The sequence below is a fragment of the Ralstonia sp. Ralssp135 genome (assembly GCF_047304345.1).
Classification (GTDB): Bacteria; Pseudomonadota; Gammaproteobacteria; order Burkholderiales; family Burkholderiaceae; genus Ralstonia; species Ralstonia chuxiongensis.
In genome coordinates, this window is sequence record NZ_JBGLYZ010000001.1 from 353,405 (window position 1) to 371,816 (window position 18,412).

An 18,412-nucleotide genomic window follows, 5' to 3' on the forward strand; every position below is an offset into this window, starting at 1 on the left:
CAAGCAGCGGCAAGCGAATGCTGGCATACCTGCTGTGCGCATTCGGGTGGGGAGCGATGGCAGGCCAGGCGATGGCCTCCGGCGGCATCGCCGACGACGCACGCATGCAGCAGATCGTCGCGCGCGCCAGCGAACACGGGGCCCCTTGGGATGGGCCCCAGGCAGGTCCTCGTGCGCAGGTCGGCATCACGCTGGCCGTCGTGAGTGAAGACTTGCGAAACGGCGGCATTCTGGGTGTTGCGAAAGGCATCAAGGAGGCCGCTGGGGCCATCGGCTGGAAGATCCGCGTCTATGACGCCGGCGGGACGCCGGAGGGCCGCAAGCGTGCGATGGCATCGGCCCGGGCGCTGCAACCGGACGGCGTCGTGCTCGTCGGGGGTGACGCGCGCGAGATGCAGGCAGAGCTGTTGCCCTTCGTGCGGCAGGGCAGGCCCGTGGTCGGCTGGCACGTTGCCGCAACGGCCGGCGCCATCACGGACAGTCCCATCGCCATCAATGTTTCCACCGACCCGATGGCAGTTGCCCGGCTCACGGCCATGGCGGCTGTAGTGGAATCGGCGGGCCACGCCAACGTGGTCATCTTTACCGACTCCAATTTCCAGATCGCCAGCGCAAAGGCTGCGGCGATGGCTGAGGTGATCGGCGCATGCAAGGGCTGCCGCTTGCTGGCCGTCGAGGACGTACCTATCTCGGGCAGTGCGCAGGCCATGCCCGCCGTCATGCGACGTCTGCTGGAGCGGTATGGCCGCGTGTGGACGCATGCGCTGGCCATCAACGACATCTACTTCGATTACGCCGCCGCCGAGCTGACCCGCGCCGGCAAGCCCGACGGCATCCACATGCTGTCTGCCGGCGACGGCAGCGCCGCGGCGTTCCTGCGCATCCAGGCTGGAGCGTTTCAGACAAGCACGGTGGCCGAGCCGTTGAACCTGCAAGGCTGGCAACTGGTGGACGAGGTAAATCGGCTGCTGGCCCATCATGTGGTCACCGGGTATGTGGCCCCCGTGCACCTTGTGACGGTCAAGAACGTCGCTTTCGATGGCGGACCACTCGGGCAATACGACCCGGACAACGGCTACCGGGCCGTGTATCGCCGGATATGGGGCCGTTGAATGTTCAGCGCAGCCGCTGCTATCCGCTGTGCGCGCATGCCGCGGTACGGTCTGTGGCCCAGATCGCTCGGGCGTCAATTCATGTTGGTCGTCGCCATGCTGGCGCTGCTGATCTCGGCAGGCGGTATCACGGCGGTCTATGCGCTGCGCACCTCGGCGGAAGCCACCCGCAGGCTCGCCAGCGAGCAGCTCATGCAATTGCGCGAGGCGCAGGAACTCGTTCAGCGCACGTTGTTGATTGAGCGCGAATCGGCGCAGTTGGAAAAGACCTCGTCGGTGGAAGCCCTGCGCCGGCACTATGCCGAGATCTTGCGCAACCTGGAGGCGTTCGAGCAGTTGTCCGAGCGGCTTGCTGCAACCGACGACGACATTGAAGTGCTCGATCTGCATCAGTCGACCCAGCTGTTTCGCAACGTCGTCAATATCGTCGCCCAGTGGTGGGAAAGCGAGCTGCAACATGCCGGAACTGCCGGTGCGGCTGCACAGGCGCCGGCATCCGAACGCAGCCTTGCCGGGCGCCGGTCCTTGGATGCGCTTTACATGCAGGCCGGCGCCATGGTGGTTTCGGCACAGCAGGTGTCGGAGCAGCACACGCGGGCGTTTCAGCAGGCGATGCAGGCGTTGGCGGTTGTTTCCGAGCGCAATCAGCGCTGGGTGACAGCGCTGCTCGCCGCCAGCGTGGTATTTGCCTGCCTGGCGGCTTACGGGCTGCTCGGGCGCCATGTGCTTCAGCGCTTGCTGCAGGTCAGCCGCAGCTTGCGCGAAGGACGTTCGGACGGGGCGCCCAGTGCGGTACCCGTCGATGGCGACGATGAGATCGGCCAGATGGCGCGCGCGGTCGAACAATTCCAGCGTGACCGATGGCAGCTTGCCTTGGCCCACGAGGCACTGCAGGCCGAGCGTGCGCGCCAGGAGCAACTGCTGCACGAGCTGGCCCAAACGCAGGGGCAGTTGCTGCAATCGGAAAAGATGGCGTCGATCGGCCAGCTCGCTGCCGGCGTGGCCCATGAGATCAACAATCCCGTCTCGTTTGTCAAAGCCAATCTGGGCAGTTTGCAGCGATACGTTGGAGGATTGCTCGACGCGCTGTCAGCCTACGAATCCCACGAGGCAGAGTTGGCGCCCGCCACGCGGGCTGCGCTTGCGCAGGTCAAGCTGGCGGCTGATCTCGAGTACGTGCGCGAAGATGTGCCGGGGCTGTTGGCGGAGTCCCAGGAGGGGCTGCAGCGGGTCAAGACGATCGTGCAGGGTCTCAAGGATTTCTCCCATGTAGAAGAAGCGCAGCCGCAACCTGCCAATCTTGAAACGTGTCTGGAAACAACAATCAAGATCGTCTGGAATGAGCTGAAGTACAAGGTGCAGCTGGTGCGCGAATATGGCGGAATCCCAGACATCGAGTGCAGGCCCACCCAACTGAGCCAGGTGTTCATGAACCTCCTGGTCAATGCCGGACAAGCCATTCAGGACCACGGACGCATCACGCTGCGAACCGGCCACGACGCGGACAACGTCTGGGTGGAGGTGGAAGATACCGGAGGCGGTATCCGGCCCGAGCATCTCAGCCGCATCTTCGACCCGTTCTTCACCACCAAGCCCGTTGGCCTGGGGACGGGGCTCGGCCTGTCGGTCTCTTACGGCATCGTGCGCAAGCATGGTGGCCAGATCGACGTGCGTAGCGAAGTTGGCCGGGGCACGTGTTTTCGGCTCGTCTTGCCGCTGCAAAGCCGTTGATGCAGCGGGCGCATTCGAGCGCCAGATTCCGATACGCCGCGTTCGTACCCCTTCCCGGAGCCGGCAACGATCCGAGCCGCGTGCGCTGCCTTGCATGGAATCGGCGGCGCCGGGCGTCACCAGAGCAGTGTGAGGCGATCCGGGACGGTTTGAATCTTGCCCCCGTCCGGACAAACAAAAAACCCGCGAGGCTCATCGCCACGCGGGTTTTTTGTCGCCCCTGAACTGCTTGGGACTGTGTTTGGTGCCCAGGAGAGGACTCGAACCTCCACGGAGTTACCCGCTAGTACCTGAAACTAGTGCGTCTACCAATTCCGCCACCTGGGCTAGGTGAGCCGCGCATTTTACCGACCGCCGAAAAATTTGCAAGCCCTTCTTTTTGGAACGGCAATTCCGCCAGCGTTACACCCGTTACGCGGGTGGCGGTCCGCAGGACGGCAACCTCGCTGCTACGCTGCCACGCAGCGATTTGCATTCCCCCCACATGAGGTTGATCGATGATGAAACTCCGCCACGCCGCCACCGGCGCCATGCTGGCCGCGCTTGCCACGTTTGCCCACGCCGAGCACCCGATCTGCACGATCGTGGCCGATGCCGCCACGGGCAAGGTCGTCTTGCACGAAGGCAAGTGCGACGAGCGCGTGACCCCCGCTTCCACCTTCAAGCTGGCGCTGGCCGTCATGGGTTTTGACCACGGTTTCCTCAAAGACGAGCACACCCCGGTCGAGCACTTCAGGCGTGGTGACCCCGACTGGGGCGGCGAAGCCTGGCACCAGCCCATCGACCCGGCGCTGTGGCTCAAATATTCGGTGGTCTGGTATTCGCAGCGCATTACGCATGCGATGGGCGCGCAAACCTTCCAGGCATACGTGCGCAAGCTCGGCTACGGCAACATGGACGTGAGCGGCGACCCGGGCAAGAACAACGGCATGGACCGTTCGTGGATCACCTCGTCGCTGAAGATCTCGCCGGAGGAGCAGGTCGGCTTTATGCGCAGGATCGTCAACCGGCAGTTGCCGGTGTCGGCGCGCACCTACGAGATGGTCGACCGTACCGTGCAGACCTGGCAGGTGCCGGGTGGTTGGGCCGTTCAGGGCAAGACGGGCACGGCCGGCCCGGCGCCGGGCAATACATCACCTGATGGCACGTGGGATCAGGCGCACGCTTACGGCTGGTTTGTCGGCTGGGCCAGGAAGGGCGACAAGACGTACGTCTTTGCCAACCTGATCCAGGACGACAAGGTAGAGCCGACCTCGGGCGGCATCCGCTCGCGCGATGCGCTGCTTGCGCGCCTGCCGGAAGTGCTGGCCTTTGCTGGGCACTGATCGGCGGCGTTATGCATGACGGTGTTCGGCCGCGCTGCGCACCGTTGCTTCATCCACGCCCAGGCGCTGATGCAATTCCTGCCAGCCCTTGGGCGTGACCAGCACGGCGCGCGAATCGCGTGCGCGCAGCATCCAGCCGACATCGCACAGGCGACGTAGGAACTGCACCCCAAGCGGCCCCGCCAGGTGATGCGTGCGCTCCGTCCAGTCCAGGCATTGCCTCGCCAGCCCGCGCCGCGTCGGGCGAATGGTGTGCACATCAAGCCCCACGTCGCCAAACCAGGTGATGCCGGCGGCCGTGATCTCGTATTGCTTGTCTGGCATCGGCAGCAGATAGCCGCGTGATTGCAGCGCGTGCGTGACGGCCACGCCCACCTGCCCGGCAAGGTGGTCATAGCAGCAGCGGCAGAAGCCAAGCTCTCGCGCTTTCGGGCTGGGTGTAGCGCGTCGCACAGCCGCTGCGGGCGTGATGGCCGCCAGGTGTTCCAGCGCTTGCGCCACATGTGCCCCGGCCAGCCGAAAGTACTTGTGCCGCCCCTCGGTTTCCACCACCACCAAGCCACCGTCGAGCAACTTGGCTAGATGCGTGCTGGCCGTCTGCGCGGTGACGCCCGCGGCATGCGCCAACTCGCCCGCGGGTAGCGCGCGCCCATCAAGCAACGCCGTCAGCATGGCCGCCCGTGCGGGGTCTGCAATCAGGAAGGCCGTGCCGGAAAAGCTGTTCGGATGCGACATGTCCGACTCCTTGTCATGTGGCCATTCTAGGGAGCCGCGCGCCGCGATGCTTCGACACGCATCGAAGCGTCGCCCACGGTGCCGGCACTACGCTGGGGCCATCGCTTGCAAAAGCCAAAAGCCAAAGGCCCCGAGATGGATGGAATCACGATGCAACCAGTGCATGCCAACACCGCGACGCATAAGCGCGTGGTGCTCTGCGTGCTGTCGATGGCGGTGTTGGTCGCGCAGATCGACACCGCCGTTGTCAACCTGGCGGTGCGCCCAATTGGCCAGTTCTTCCACGCACAGGTCGGCCCGCTGCAGTGGGTGATCGACGCCTACAACCTCGCCTATGCCGCATTGCTGCTCAGCGGCGGCCTGCTGGCCGACTTGTACGGCCGGCGGCGGGCGTTTGTGTCGGGTGCGGCGGTGTTCTCGGTGGCATCGGTGCTGTGCGCGCTGGCACCGTCGATCGGGTGGCTGATCGGCGCGCGTGCCATGGCGGGTGTGGGGGCGTCCTTGCTGCTGCCGGCGTCGCTGGCGATCCTGCGGGTGGTGTGGCGCGACCCGGGCGAACGTGCGCATGCGCTGGGCGTCTGGGCCGCATGCAACGGCTTGGCCATGGCGATTGGGCCGACGGCCGGCGGCGTGCTGGTCACGCACTTCGGCTGGCGCGCCGTGTTCTGGGTGGTGGTGCCGGTAAGCGTGGCCATCATGGCGTTGGCCGTGCGCGTGGTGCCGGAATCGTCTGACGCCGCGCATCGCCGTTTCGATGCGCTGGCCCAGGTGTTGGGCGCCATCACGCTGGGCGGCCTAGCCTTTGCGGCCATCGAAGCGCATCACGCGCCCGCTGTGGCGGCGGCTGTGCTGGCCGTGGCGCTCATCGCGCTGGCGTGGTTCATTCGCGTAGAGGCGCGCCATGGCGGCGAGGCGCTGGTGCCACTGGATCTCTTTCGCGTGCGCGAGTTTCGCGGCGCCATTGTCGCCACGGCGGGCATGACGTTCGGCATGTACGGCGCACTCTTTCTGCTGCCGCTCATGTGGCAGAGCACCGGGCGCTTCAGCGTCATTGGTGCAGGCCTTGGGCTGATGCCGATGGCGCTGGTCTTCATGGCGGTGTCGCCCATGTCGGGCACGGTGGCGCGCCGCCATGGCGTGCGGCTGGCCACGGCGGGCGGGGTGGGCATCATCGCGCTGGGGCTGCTCACGTTGGGGGTATTTGCTGGTGCGGCATCGGTGATACCGGCAGCCATCGGGCTGGCGCTCACGGGGCTCGGCATGGGCTTTGCCACCGGCCCGCTGATGGGCGCGGCGGTAGGCGCGGTGGGGCCGGAGCGTTCCGGCACCGCATCGGCGCTCGTCAACGTGGCGCGCATGACCGGGGCGACGCTGGGCGTGGCGATCTTGGGGGCGATGTATGCGGTGTGGGGCAGCGGCGCATCGGGGTTGCGCGTGGCCATGTTGTGCGGTGGCGCGGTACAGCTCGCATGCGCCGCCGTGGCGTGGCGGCATGGGGCTGATCGCCACTGAGCGCACTGCAATGCCCCGCCGCTTTTACGCCGGATTGGCACAGGCAAGGCGATCTAACGCATCGCAAAAAAATACCCGGCGAGGGGATTGCCGGGCTAAGTGGGATGTGAATGTATAAGACAGAATCACCTTACAAGATTTTCTTTGATCAGATTGAAAACAAACTTAAAACACAACACGTTTTTGAGGGTTTGCTCTAAAGAAACGGTGCTTGAATAGCAATGCGTGTGCGGGTTTTTCCTGATGGCTGCGCCATTTGCGGGTGGATGGCAAACGATTTCCCTTTGAAAGAGAAATCTCAATGGCAGAGCATTTCAAGTAAAAAGGAAGCAAAAAAAAGTCAAATGAAAAAGACTTTATTGGATTGAACTGAATTGAAAAATTGATTCAATCAATTCCGTCTTTAATTGTCGATTCGACCGGATATGTTGGGCGCCAGGCGCCCGTCGGCGCGCACACCACTGCATGAGCAGGCATTTGCATTGATCGAATGTCTGGGCGCCTCGGCCGGCAAGAATTCAGGGCTTTATGTGTCGGTCCAGCGCCGAGGGTTTCAGCTCGAAGCGCTCGGCCCCCCGTGCACGCCGTGCAGAAACCCTGGGCTCGCTAGGGCTTATGCTGCGCCACAACAATCAACGGGGAGCCACTGCGGCTCCCCGTTGTGCTTGGTGCCATGCGGCACCGTGGTGGCTTGCGAGTTTTGCTCACGCGTTTTTCGGTTGTCTGTCATGACAGGAATTCGTGAAAACCCTAGGAAACCCGTGCCCACCTTAGCGATTGGTTATTTCATGCGAAAAGTCTACGCTTACTACGTAGTACTACGTGTGGCTGCTGCGTACAGGTGCGGATGGTTTTCCGGAGGGCGCGCGATCAGAGTGCGCCGGATAACAACAAAGGCGGAAAGCGCTCCCTCAGACATCCATCTGGCCGCGCATCGGGCGTGGCACCTCACCTGTTCAAAACAACATCCGAAGTCCCCGAACTAGGAGACAACCCATGAAGTTCTTGCTCGCACTGCCTTTCATCGGCCTGCTGTGGGTGCCGTTCTACAACCAGGAAATGCCGGCGCTCTTCGGCTTTCCGTTCTTTTATTGGTACCAGTTCCTCTGGGTGCCGATCACCTCGCTGCTGATCTGGATCGTCTTCAAGAACGGTCAGAGCAAAGGAGAAGAATGATGGGCGGACAAATCAACTGGACTGCGCTGGCAGTCTTCATCTTCTTCTTCGCGCTGGTCACGGTGATGGGTTTCATCGCCTCGCGCTGGCAGCGGGGCAACTCCGACAAGGGCGCCCACATTGAAGAATGGGGCCTGGGCGGCCGCAACTTCGGCACCTGGATCACGTGGTTCCTGGTGGGCGGCGATTTTTACACCGCCTACACCGTCATCGCCGTGCCGGCACTCGTGTATGCGGTGGGCGCGTATGGCTTCTTCGCGCTGCCGTACACGATCCTGGTGTACCCGATCGTCTTCCTGATCATGCCCAAGCTGTGGAAGGTGGCGCATGCCAACGGCCACGTCACGGCGGCTGATGCCGTGTACGGCCGCTACGGCTCGCGCTCGCTGGAGTTTGCGGTGGCGCTCACGGGCGTGGTGGCGACGATGCCCTACATCGCCCTGCAGCTCATCGGCATGGAAGTCGTGATCAAGGCGCTGGGTTTGACGGGCGAGCTGCCGCTGGCGGCCGCCTTCGTCATCCTGGCGCTGTACACGTACTCCGCCGGCCTGCGGGCGCCTGCACTCATCGCCTTCGTCAAAGACATCATGATCTACATCGTGGTGCTGGTGGCGGTGGTGCTGGTGCCGGCCAAGCTGGGCGGCTACGGTGCGGTGTTTGCTACCGCGCATGATGCGTTTGCCTTGAAGGGCGGCGCCACGGGCCTCACGCTCAAGCCTGCGCAGTTCCTGCCATTCGCCACGCTGGCAATTGGCTCGGCACTGGCGGCGTTCATGTATCCGCACACGCTCACGGGCATCTTTGCCGCGCGCAGTGCAGACACCATCCGCAAGAACGCCGTCTTCCTGCCGGCTTATACGGTGCTGCTGGGCCTGATCGCGCTGCTGGGCTTCATGGCTTATGCGGCAGGCATCAAGGTCACCAACAACAACGACGTCGTGCCTGCGCTGTTCAACGCGCTGTTCCCGAGCTGGTTCACGGGCTTTGCGTTCTCGGCCATCGCCATTGGTGCACTGGTGCCGGCGGCCGTCATGTCGATTGGTGCGGCCAACCTGTTCACGCGCAACTTCTGGAAGCCCTACGTGGCCCCGGACCTCACGCACGCTGGTGAGGAGAAGGTTGCCAAGGTGATCTCGTTGATCGTCAAGGCGGGCGCCCTGGTGTTCATCCTGTTCCTGCCGACCAAGTTCGCGCTGGACCTGCAGCTGCTGGGCGGCGTGTGGATCGTGCAGACGTTCCCGTCGGTCGTGTTCGGGTTGTTCAACATCTCGAACCGCTTCCGCGCACCCGCGCTGCTGTCCGGCTGGGCGGCGGGCATGATTGCCGGCAGCTGGCTGGCGTTCTCCGACGGCATCAAGCCGGTGCACACCTTTGTGATTGGCGCAGACAAGTACACCATCTATACGGGCCTGGCGGCACTGGCCTTCAACATCATCGTTGCGGTGGTGGTGCAGTTGCTGATGGGCAAGCGTGGGGAGGAAGCCGCTACGCTGCGTCAGGCAGGCTGATCGACGCTGCGATTCGCAAAAGGAAGAGAAAGAGCCGGTACCTCAGGGTGCCGGCTTTTTTTGCTGCGTGACCGGCTGCGCTGCCGGCCGTGGTGTCAAGCGGCCACCGTGTAGGGAATCCGCACAGTGAACGTCGTGCCGTGTTCGGACGATTGCACGTCGATCGTTCCGCGATGCGCCTGCACAATGCAGCGGCAGATGTACAGGCCAAGCCCGATGCCGGCGGCGCTCCCGCTGTGGTCGGGCTGTTTGGCGCGGGTGAGCGGATCGAACAGGGTTGGGAACGCGGAGGGCGGTATGGGGTTGCCCTCGTTTGAAACGGCAACCGTCATCTGCCCGTCGCGTCCAGCGGCTTCGATGGCGACGCGCCCCGATCCGTAACGCACCGCGTTGGCCAATAGATTGACCAGCAGCTGGCCGATGCGGCTGCCGTCCCAGGTGCCACGAAGTTCGCCCGCAAGGCGCAGATCGATCTGCGCATCGGGGTAAGACGCGCACACTTCGTCGATGGCATCGCTGCACAGCCGCCCCATATCCTGGGGGCTGAACGTCGTGGGCAGAAAGTCGCCCAAGCGGGTGCGTGTGAAGACGAGCAGATCGTCGATCATCTGTTGCACGCGCATCGCACCGCGCTGTATGAATGCGACCGCGCGCACGCTGCGCGACGACAGCCCTTCGTCGTGCAGCAGCGTTTCCGCAGAGGCCAGGATCGCGCCAAGGGGGGAGCGCAGGTCATGCGCGAGCACGCCGGCAAACAGGTCGCGCGTGCGCTCCGTGCGCTGCGCGTGCTGTCGCACTGACTCTGCGAGCATCTGGTCGATGGCTTCGTTGAATCGGATCATCTCCTGGAACGCCGCGGGGTCCGATTGTGCAAACTGCTGCCACCGGCGCAGCACGCTGGCGCGCAGTGCCCGGTATTCCGCCACCACATCGTTGATGTCGAAACCGTGCGAGAGGCGGTCGTCGGCATGCTCGTGGGCCGCTTCATTGAAGCCGGACTCCGAAGGCGCCCGGTCGCCCTGCGATTTGGCCCGCTGTTGCTCGGGCGTCTGCCGCTCGCGCATGTCGGCGGCAATCCGGCCGAGAAGGTCACGGATCGAATTGCGCAACTGGGATTCGGAAAGACCGGCGCGGCCGCTGCTGACCGTGCGCGCGTATTCCGTCCAGTCGTCGACGATGCCGGGGAGGTTTGCCTGGATAAAGTCAGATAGCGTCATGGATTTCCTCGACGGTTGCGAAAGCCATGTTGAGACGTGATGTGGGGCGCAGCGAGGCCATTGTCCACACCGCGGAAAGGGTCGATGCCCCGTTTTACCGCTCCAAGGTATGCAAACTGCGTTCCAGTCGCTAGCTGGGTGCGGAGATTCCTCTTCGCTTCGCAGCCTCTGACCGACGTGGTGCACGAGGGAGCGGTCACGGGCACGCCACTTGCTGCCCGGGACTGATACTCCCTTGCGGCGCTCCACGTCTACCTGACAACTGAATGAACGACGCCGCTTCTCCGCCCTCCGAATTCAGCCCTACATGGCTCCGGCTGTGGGCTGAGTCGACCTCCGATTACTCCATCTTTGCGCTGTCGATACAGGGCATTGTCTCGACGTGGAACCCCGGCGGCGAATGCATGCAGGGCTATCGGCCGGACGAGATTATTGGCCAGCCGTTCGCCCTTTTGTATCCGCCGGAGGGCCGAGCCTCGGGTGCACCGGAGGCCGCGTTGCATGCCGCCGCCAAGACAGGGCGGCATGTCGAAGAGGGATGGCGCATGCGCAAGGACGGCACGCCCTTCTGGGCGAACGTCGCCGTGACGGCACTCCGTGACAGCACCAACGCGTTGATCGGGTTCGGTACCGTGATCAGCGATGTGAGCGACAAGAAGGCCGCGCACGACGCTGTGCTGAAGAGCGAACGCAACTTCCGCCTGCTCGTTCAGGGCGTGACGGACTACGCCATCTTCATGCTGTCGACCGACGGGCACATCACGAGCTGGAATGAGGGGGCACGGCGCATCAAGGGCTATACCGAGTCCGACATCATCGGCTCGCATTTTTCTCGTTTCTATACGCCAGAGGATGTTGCAGCGGGCGTACCGTTCCGGGGCCTGGAGACTGCCCGGCGCGATGGGCGCTTCGAGGCCGAAGGCTGGCGCGTGCGGCGTGACGGAAGCCGCTTTTTCGCGCACGTCATCATCGATGCCATCTACGAAGAGGGTGAGTTGGTCGGGTTTGCGAAGATCACCCGCGACATCACGGAACGGCGGCGCGCCAGCGAGCAGCTCGAGCAAACGCAAAGAGCGCTGCTCCAGGCACAGAAGATGGAAGCGCTCGGCAAGCTCACGGGCGGCGTTGCGCATGACTTCAACAACGTGCTGCAGGTGCTGCGTGGCAATCTCGAACTGCTGGAAAGCCGGCATGGCCGTGATGGCTGGAGCGCCGAGCGGCTCAGTAACGCCATCGACGCCGTTGATCGTGGCGCCAAGCTCGCCGCACAGTTGCTTGCCTTCGGCCGTCAGCAACCGCTTGCCCCTGTCGTGATCAACCCTGCGCGCCAACTGCGCGACATGGACGATCTGTTGCGGCGGGCGCTGGGCGAGGCGATCGAGATCGAATCGGTGGTTGCGGGCGGCCTCTGGAATATCGCGGTCGATCCGCATCAGCTGGAAAACGTCATCCTGAATCTGGCGATCAACGCGCGGGATGCGATGCCCGAGGGCGGCAAGCTCACGCTCGAACTCTCCAACGCCACGCTCGACGACGAATATGTGATGCCAGTTCCCGATGTGTCGGCTGGGCAGTACGTCATGCTCGCCGTCACGGATACCGGCACGGGTATGAGCCCCCAAGTGTTGGAGCAGGCGTTCGACCCGTTCTTCAGCACCAAGCCCGAGGGAGAGGGCACGGGGCTCGGGCTCAGTATGGCCTACGGTTTCGTCAAGCAGAGCGGCGGCCATATCCGGCTCTACAGCGAGGACGGGGAGGGCACGACCGTGCGGGTCTATCTGCCCCGCTCCACCGGCACGGCGGTCGAGCCCGCACGCTCCAAGGCCAGCGGGCTCAAGCACGGCAACGAGACGATCCTCGTCGTGGAAGACGACGCAAAAGTGCGCGAAACCGTGGTCGATCTGTTGAGCGGCCTCGGTTATGCCGTGCTGAAGGCCAACAACGCAGAGCAGGCCTTGGCCGTGGTCGCGAGCGGCGTGCATATCGACATGCTCTTTACCGACGTGGTCATGCCAGGGGCACTGCGCAGTCCGGAGATGGTGCGCAGGGCGGTTCAGACGCTGCCCGCCCTGAAGGTGCTGTACACGTCTGGCTACACGCAGAACGCCATCGTCCATGGCGGGCGACTCGATCCGGGTGTCGAGTTACTGAGCAAGCCTTACAGCCGCCAGCAGCTTGCATTCAAGATTCGCCAGGTGCTCGGAAATGATGGGGTGGATGCGACGGCAGCCGAGGAAGACGTCACGCAATTCGACCCCGACGCGGGCGCGGTATGGGAGCCCGCGCGCTTGCGCATTCTCGTCGTGGAGGACGACGCTTCATTGCGTGGCGCGGTATGCGAGCTGTTGACGCTGATCGGGATCACGCCCCAGCAGGCGGCCAGCGGCGCGCAGGCCCTCGCCGCCCTGCGCGCAGGCTCTTTCGACGTTCTGTTTACCGACATCGTCATGCCTGACATGTCCGGCATTGAACTCGCGCAGCGGGCCTCTGAATTGGATCCGGAGCTACGGGTGGTCTTCGCTTCTGGCAACCCCATCCCAGACCACGATAGCTTTGCGTTCAAGTGGACCGCGCTTCGCAAGCCTTACACGCTCGATCAATTGCAGCACGCACTGCAATCGATGATGGCGCTTGAGCGGATGACCACCGATACATAACCGAGCTTGGAGGTTTGAGCGCGGCGTTTGGGCCTCAAAGTCTCGTGTTCCACAGTCGGAGGCCCGCGCACGGCACCCAAACAGTGGAACGCCACTGTTTTCGCTCGAAATTTTCGACCTCTGAGAGTCGTGCGTCAGGGTCAAACTGTCGAGCGCCAGCCTCCAACCGTGGCGATCGACTGTTCGAGGCTGGAACGCGGCTCTCCGAGGTCGAAAATTTGAAGCTCAAAGAGTCGAGCGCGAGGCTCAGACTGTGGCGTGCGAGTGTTTGACGGTGAGGCTCGACGCTCGGAGGGTCGAGATCGAGTGTTTGAGGGTCGAGCGCGGGGCTTTGGGGTTGGCGCTTGGGTGTCTGAGGGTCGAGCTTGGGTGTCTGGGAGTGGGCTCCATGCCAACTGCCCCATAGCCTGGGCCACTCCGCCCGCCGATCACGCCAAAGCTCGTCATTGACGGCGGGTCCGCTTCCATCCTTTCAGCGCGTTTGCACTCGCCCTGCCCGAAGCTGCGTCGCAACCATTGCCACCCGTGCCCCATAACGGCGCGCCGTCTCAAGGTCGCCCGCCGACATTTCTTCGGGCGAGGCATCGGCCGGCGTCTGCGCCATCGGCGCGATGTACGATCCCATGCGGTTCAGGTCGTCTCGCTTGGAGGCCTTTACGTTCGCAGGCTTGATGTCCATGCTGACCCAGATGCCGCCGTGCTGCCCCGTGAGCAGGACGAAGTATTCGAGCGTGTTGAGCTTGTCGCCATTGATGCTCGCGCTGTTGGTAAAGCCGCCGAAGACCTTGTTTTGCCACGCGCCTTCGAACCAAGGCTTCGACGATGCGTCTGCGAACTTCTTGAACTGCCAGCTGGGCCCGCCCATGTAGGTTGGCGAGCCGAATAGGATGGCGTCCGCTGCTGCGAGCGTTGCCCAGGCGTCTTCGGGGATATTGCCTTCGGCGTCGATGGCGACGAGGTCTGCGCCGGCGCCTTCGGCAACAGCGCTTGCCATGCGGGCGGTGTGCCCGTAGCCGGAGTAATAAACGACGGCCGTTTTTGCTTGGGTGGTGGTTTCAGTCATGGTGGCTTCCTATCGTGAACGTGGTCCGCTGTGGACGACATGGGAGGCCACTCTACTGAGCTGTGACGGTGTGATAAACGACGCCAATTTGAACGTTCTGTTCTTCACCGGATGAACAATGCAAAACCTCGACGCGCTGTTGATCTTTGCCCGTGTGGCTGAAATGACGAGCTTTACGCGCGCGGCGGAAAGCCTCGGCATCCAAAAGGGACGTGTCTCAACGGTGATCCGCACGTTGGAACGAGATGTGGGCGTCGCGCTTCTGCATCGGACCACGCGGAGCGTGCAGCTGACCGAAGACGGCCGCGAATTCTATGCACGCGCGCGGGACTTGCTGGCCGAAGCCCAGGAATTGCAATCGATGTTCCTGGCGAACGGCGGGCCGTTACGCGGCCGGCTGCGCGTCGATCTGCCGACCGAGTTGGCACGCAGTGTCGTGGTCCCGGCGCTGCCGCAACTGATGGCGGCGCACCCTGAACTGCAACTGGAGCTTTCCAGCACGGACCGGCGCGTGGATATCGTCCAGGAAGGCTTCGACTGCGTGATCCGTTTCGGGCCCATCACCGATGAAACGATGATTGCGCGGCCGCTCGGCAAGCTGCGCATGACGAATGCGGCAAGCCCCGCGTATCTGGAAAGGTATGGCGTCCCGCATACGCTGGAAGACCTGCTCAGCCAGGGGCATCAGATGGTGCATTACACGCTCACGCTTGGCACCAGGCACGCCGGGTGGCAATACCCTGACGGCGATGGTTATGCGTGGCTTCCGCTGCCAAGTGCCATGCAGGTCAACAGCGTGCAGACGTATCACGCGGCCGGGCTCGCGGGCATTGGATTGATCCAGGCGGGATACACCGCGCTTGCGCCACATATCCAAAGCGGTGCACTGGTGGAAGTGCTGCCCGACCTGCGCCCGGAGCCGCTGCCTGCGTCGTTCGTGGTGGCCCATCGGCGCAATTTGTCGCCGCGCGTTCGGGCTTTCATGGCATGGATCGAAGGGCTGTTGAAGCCTTATCTTGAGTGAGTGTCGCGGGGCGGTGGCCTGCTTACATCAACTTGGGTGACGGGCCTCCCGCCATCTCCGGAGGCCCCGAGCGGCGGTGGCACCGCCGGCCATAACGCCGGATGGCGCGATTAGCTCAACGTCGAATCGTCATCGGAATAATCACTGCCGCCCAGGTCGCTGTCGTCCATCAGGCCGAGGCTGTCGTCGCGCGAGGCCGTGTTGGTATTGCCGCTGTTACCGCCGCTATCGTTGTCGTAATAGTTGTTGATGACGGTTTCGGTGGTGCCGCCCATCACCGGCTGCTGGCCGAAGAAGCCGCCACCGCCGCTGTTGTGGTGGAACATGTTCTCGATGCCCTGAAACAGCAGCGCGCCGCCGGCCACGCCAGCTGCCGTGGTCGCGACGCTGCCAAGCGTGCTGCCCAGGCCGCCGCTAAAGAAGCCCGAACGCGCGGGTTGCGCCGGAGCCGGCTGCGCCTGCGGCGGCATCTGCACGGGGGCGGCCTGCTGCGGGGCGTAGGCGGGGTTGGGCGCTGGGCTGTTGGCGTGGCTGCCCCAGTTGTTGGCGGAATCCATGAACGACGCGCTGCGGCCGGCTTGCGCCGCCTGCAACTGGTTTTGCAGCGAGGCGATTTGCCCTTGCGCCGATGCGAGCGCCTGGTCGAGCAGCATGGCGCGCTGCACGAGCAGATAGGCCGCGTCTGGCTGGCGCGCCACGGCGTCGAGGATGCGGGCTTCGGCCTGCGGGTCCTTGGCTGCGGCGCGGGCTTGCGTCAGTTGGGCCAGGAAGTTTTCCAGCGCTTGCTGTTCTTGCGGTGACATGGTGTGGGTTCCTGTCTGGGTGGGTGCGACGTGACCAAGGTAGGCGTCAAGTCTTAAACGAAAATTAAAGTCCTGCAGCTTCTTGTGTAACGGCCTGTAACCCCAGGCCCCTAGGCGGCCGGGCGGTATTGGCTGGGGTTGGTGCCCGATACCTTGCGCATCAGGCGCCGAAGCGCGGTGGCGTCTTCGTAGCCTACGGCTTCGGCCACGCTGTCGATCGTCATGCGGCTGGATTCGATCAGCATGCGGGCGCGGTTCAGGCGCACGCTCTGCACCAGGGCGAGGGTGCTTCTGCCGGTGGCCTCGCGCACGTGCCGCGACAGCGTGCGTTGCGACATGGCCAGCTCGTCGGCCAGCGTCTGCACGCTGGGCGGGTTGGGCAGGGCGGCGTCAATGCGCGCCACCAGCCGGGCAATCAGCGCGTTGCCGTTGGCCAGCATGGCGGGCACCACGAACGGCGCCTGTGCGTGGCGGCCGTCGATCAGCAGCACACGCCCCACGGCATCGGCCAGCGCCACGCCAAAGCGCGTGCGCAGCAGATGCAGCATCAGGTCGGTCTGCGCAAAGGCGGCGCCCGCGGTGGCGACCGGGCCGTCGGCGCACACCATGCGGTCGGCATCGACGGTGCATGCGGGTTCCCACTGCCGCAACGTTGCGGCCAGCCACCAAGACGTGGTGACGCAGCGCCCGGGCAGCAACCCCGCTGCCTGCAACAGAAACACCGCCGAGCACGATGCCGCCACCTGTCCGCCCGCCGCCACGTGCGCGGCCAGGGCGCGCGCTGCCCGCTGGGCATCGTCTTGCGCCAGGCGCGTGGAAATCATTTCCGCATGGTCCAGGCCCAGGCCGGGCACGATCCAGGTGCTGCCATCGGGGCGTGGGCGTTGTGGCAGCGCGGTGGCCTCTACCTGCATGCCGTTGCTCAACTGCACGCTGGGTGCGTCCGCTGAGAGTACGCGCCACGTGGGGCGTGCGGCTTTGATGCGCGGGGCCAGTGTCGACGCGGCCTGCAAGATGTCCAGCGTGGCCGCCACGCTGGTGGCGTAGGCGCCCGAGAGTACGAGGATGGTGAAATCGGCCATGACCAAAGTTGCCCGAAAGATGTCGAAATCGACACTGCCAGTCTAGCGGTCCAAGGCGTTCAATGCAGGCATGTCAACAACGCCGACGATTGCCCACATGCCAAACATCCTCGTCAAGATTCCTGCAAACACCTTTGACGGCGACGCACGCGCAGCGCTCGCACGCCGCATCACCGAGGCTGCGGCGCAGGCCGAGCAGATTCCCGATGATCCTCGCCGGCGCGCGACAACCTGGGTGGTGATGGAAGACGTACCGGCCGCCTCCTGGTGGTGCGGCGGGGTGGACGTGACGACGCAGGTGTTGCCGTGCGTGGCCATCGCCCACGTGCCGGCGGGTGTGCTGGATGCCGATGCACGTGCGCGCTTCGTTCAGCAAATGCACGAGGCCTTCTCGCAGGCATTGCCGGCGGCCGATGGCCGGCGCGTGGTGACCTCCGTGATGCTGCATGAGGTGGCCGACGGCACCTGGGGCGTAAATGGTGCGCTGTGGACGCTGCCGGATTTCGCCAGGGCGGCGGGTTATGCGCACCTGCAGCACCTCGTCGCCTGAGCCGGACCAACTCACCGGAGCCCACGCATGACAAGCCAGCCCCCGCAGCAGGCCGACCGCCTGGAAGACTTCACGCGCCGCCAGATCACCTTAGATGGCATCACCAAAACCGTGTACGTGGCCGGCGCGGGCCCGGGCGTGATCGTCATGGCCGAGATGCCTGGCATCAGCCCGCACGTGGCGCGGTTTGCGCGCTGGGTGCGCGATGCGGGGCTGACGGTCTACATGCCGTCGTTGTTTGGGCGCGATGGCGCGGTGCCCGAGGCGGATGCCGGCGCGGAGGTCTTCCGCCATGCGTGCGTGAGCGCGGAGTTCCGCGCCTTTGCGGCCAACCAGTCGAGCCCGGTCACGCAATGGCTGCGCGCGCTGTCGCGGCTGGCCCATGCGGAGTGCGGTGGCCCGGGCGTGGGGGCCATCGGCATGTGCTTCACAGGCAATTTTGCGCTGACGATGATGTTGGAGCCGGCCATGCTGGCGCCCGTGCTGTGCCAACCGTCTTTGCCGTTGAACGAGCCGGGCGGAATCGAGATCGCGCCGGAGGACGTCGCTGCCGTGCGCCAGCGGCTGGAGCAGGAAGACCTGACCGTGTTGGCTTACCGTTTTGAGGGTGACCGCTTCTGCCGCGCCCAGCGCTTTGCTGCGTATGCGGATGCGCTGGGCAGCCGCTTTGTGGGGCGTGTGCTGCCCGACAGCGCCGCGCACCCGAACCCGCCGTCGTTCTTTGCCCAGCATGTGCCTTGTCCGCACAGCGTGGTGACCGCCCACCTGATCGACGCAGCCGGGGAGCCCACGCTCGCGGCCCGCGACGAGATCCTCGCGTTCTTCCGCCACCGCCTGAGCTGAGTGGGGACTCACATGCGGGTGTGAGCTTGGCGCCGCCCGGTTCGGTGTAAACCCAGGGGTGCCGGTTGAGCAAA

Annotated in this window: 15 protein-coding genes and 1 tRNA gene; 10 read left to right on the top strand and 6 right to left on the bottom strand. The window is 64.4% G+C overall.

Features of this window, described 5'->3' with window-relative positions:
• Positions 1 to 56 precede the first annotated feature (56 nt).
• Entirely contained in the window at positions 57 to 1,112 is a 1,056-nt protein-coding gene (locus ACCD03_RS01600; RefSeq protein ID WP_413410685.1) for a substrate-binding domain-containing protein, read from the top strand.
• Between the two features lie 81 nt (positions 1,113 to 1,193).
• Positions 1,194 to 2,843, top strand: coding sequence for an ATP-binding protein (locus ACCD03_RS01605; RefSeq protein ID WP_413410620.1), 1,650 nt, complete (start codon positions 1,194 to 1,196; stop codon positions 2,841 to 2,843).
• Positions 2,844 to 3,085: 242 nt separating this feature from the next.
• On the opposite strand, the gene ACCD03_RS01610 is transcribed toward ACCD03_RS01605, so the two are convergent.
• Positions 3,086 to 3,170, bottom strand: a tRNA-Leu gene (locus tag ACCD03_RS01610).
• A gap of 170 nt (positions 3,171 to 3,340) precedes the next feature.
• On the opposite strand from ACCD03_RS01610, the gene blaOXA reads away from it, so the two are divergent.
• Entirely contained in the window at positions 3,341 to 4,168 is an 828-nt protein-coding gene (blaOXA, locus tag ACCD03_RS01615; protein WP_413410621.1) for an OXA-22 family class D beta-lactamase, read from the top strand.
• A gap of 9 nt (positions 4,169 to 4,177) precedes the next feature.
• Here blaOXA and ACCD03_RS01620 read toward each other — a convergent pair whose 3' ends face one another.
• Entirely contained in the window at positions 4,178 to 4,903 is a 726-nt protein-coding gene (locus ACCD03_RS01620; protein ID WP_413410622.1) for an ArsR/SmtB family transcription factor, read from the bottom strand.
• A 135-nt stretch (positions 4,904 to 5,038) separates the two neighbouring features.
• Here ACCD03_RS01620 and ACCD03_RS01625 point away from each other — a divergent pair, with 135 nt between their 5' ends.
• The 3 genes from ACCD03_RS01625 to mctP all read left to right on the top strand — a co-directional run bounded on the left by ACCD03_RS01625 (position 5,039) and on the right by mctP (position 9,099).
• Positions 5,039 to 6,415 (top strand): MFS transporter, encoded by a 1,377-nt coding sequence (locus ACCD03_RS01625; protein WP_413410623.1) that lies wholly within the window; start codon positions 5,039 to 5,041, stop codon positions 6,413 to 6,415.
• Positions 6,416 to 7,411: 996 nt separating this feature from the next.
• The gene (locus tag ACCD03_RS01630; RefSeq protein ID WP_024978098.1) at positions 7,412 to 7,591 is read left to right on the top strand and encodes a DUF3311 domain-containing protein; all 180 of its coding nucleotides are present in this window, start codon (positions 7,412 to 7,414) and stop codon (positions 7,589 to 7,591) included.
• Positions 7,591 to 9,099, top strand: a complete 1,509-nt coding sequence (mctP, locus tag ACCD03_RS01635; protein ID WP_253541012.1) for a monocarboxylate uptake permease MctP — start codon at positions 7,591 to 7,593, stop codon at positions 9,097 to 9,099. The genes ACCD03_RS01630 and mctP overlap by 1 nt, the downstream gene beginning before the upstream one ends.
• A 95-nt stretch (positions 9,100 to 9,194) precedes the next feature.
• Here mctP and ACCD03_RS01640 read toward each other — a convergent pair whose 3' ends face one another.
• Complete coding sequence (locus ACCD03_RS01640) at positions 9,195 to 10,316, bottom strand: ATP-binding protein (protein WP_413410624.1); 1,122 nt, start codon at positions 10,314 to 10,316, stop codon at positions 9,195 to 9,197.
• Between the two features lie 266 nt (positions 10,317 to 10,582).
• On the opposite strand from ACCD03_RS01640, the gene ACCD03_RS01645 reads away from it, so the two are divergent.
• Positions 10,583 to 12,973 (top strand): PAS domain S-box protein, encoded by a 2,391-nt coding sequence (locus ACCD03_RS01645; protein WP_413410625.1) that lies wholly within the window; start codon positions 10,583 to 10,585, stop codon positions 12,971 to 12,973.
• A 472-nt stretch (positions 12,974 to 13,445) separates the two neighbouring features.
• On the opposite strand, the gene ACCD03_RS01650 is transcribed toward ACCD03_RS01645, so the two are convergent.
• Entirely contained in the window at positions 13,446 to 14,036 is a 591-nt protein-coding gene (locus tag ACCD03_RS01650) for a flavodoxin family protein (protein WP_413410626.1), read from the bottom strand.
• A 118-nt stretch (positions 14,037 to 14,154) separates the two neighbouring features.
• Here ACCD03_RS01650 and ACCD03_RS01655 point away from each other — a divergent pair, with 118 nt between their 5' ends.
• Positions 14,155 to 15,060 carry a LysR family transcriptional regulator gene (locus ACCD03_RS01655; RefSeq protein ID WP_253535645.1) on the top strand — a complete coding sequence of 302 codons (906 nt, stop codon included), beginning with the start codon at positions 14,155 to 14,157 and terminating at the stop codon, positions 15,058 to 15,060.
• A 110-nt stretch (positions 15,061 to 15,170) separates the two neighbouring features.
• Here ACCD03_RS01655 and ACCD03_RS01660 read toward each other — a convergent pair whose 3' ends face one another.
• Positions 15,171 to 15,863 carry a DUF2076 domain-containing protein gene (locus tag ACCD03_RS01660; protein WP_413410627.1) on the bottom strand — a complete coding sequence of 231 codons (693 nt, stop codon included), beginning with the start codon at positions 15,861 to 15,863 and terminating at the stop codon, positions 15,171 to 15,173.
• A 110-nt stretch (positions 15,864 to 15,973) separates the two neighbouring features.
• Positions 15,974 to 16,945, bottom strand: a complete 972-nt coding sequence (locus ACCD03_RS01665; RefSeq protein WP_413410628.1) for a GlxA family transcriptional regulator — start codon at positions 16,943 to 16,945, stop codon at positions 15,974 to 15,976.
• A gap of 97 nt (positions 16,946 to 17,042) precedes the next feature.
• Here ACCD03_RS01665 and ACCD03_RS01670 point away from each other — a divergent pair, with 97 nt between their 5' ends.
• Together ACCD03_RS01670 and ACCD03_RS01675 are read left to right on the top strand one after the other, a co-directional pair.
• Complete coding sequence (locus ACCD03_RS01670; RefSeq protein WP_413410629.1) at positions 17,043 to 17,495, top strand: tautomerase family protein; 453 nt, start codon at positions 17,043 to 17,045, stop codon at positions 17,493 to 17,495.
• A 27-nt stretch (positions 17,496 to 17,522) separates the two neighbouring features.
• Positions 17,523 to 18,338: a dienelactone hydrolase family protein gene (locus ACCD03_RS01675; RefSeq protein ID WP_413410630.1), complete on the top strand. Its 816-nt coding sequence runs from the start codon at positions 17,523 to 17,525 to the stop codon at positions 18,336 to 18,338.
• Positions 18,339 to 18,412 lie beyond the last annotated feature (74 nt).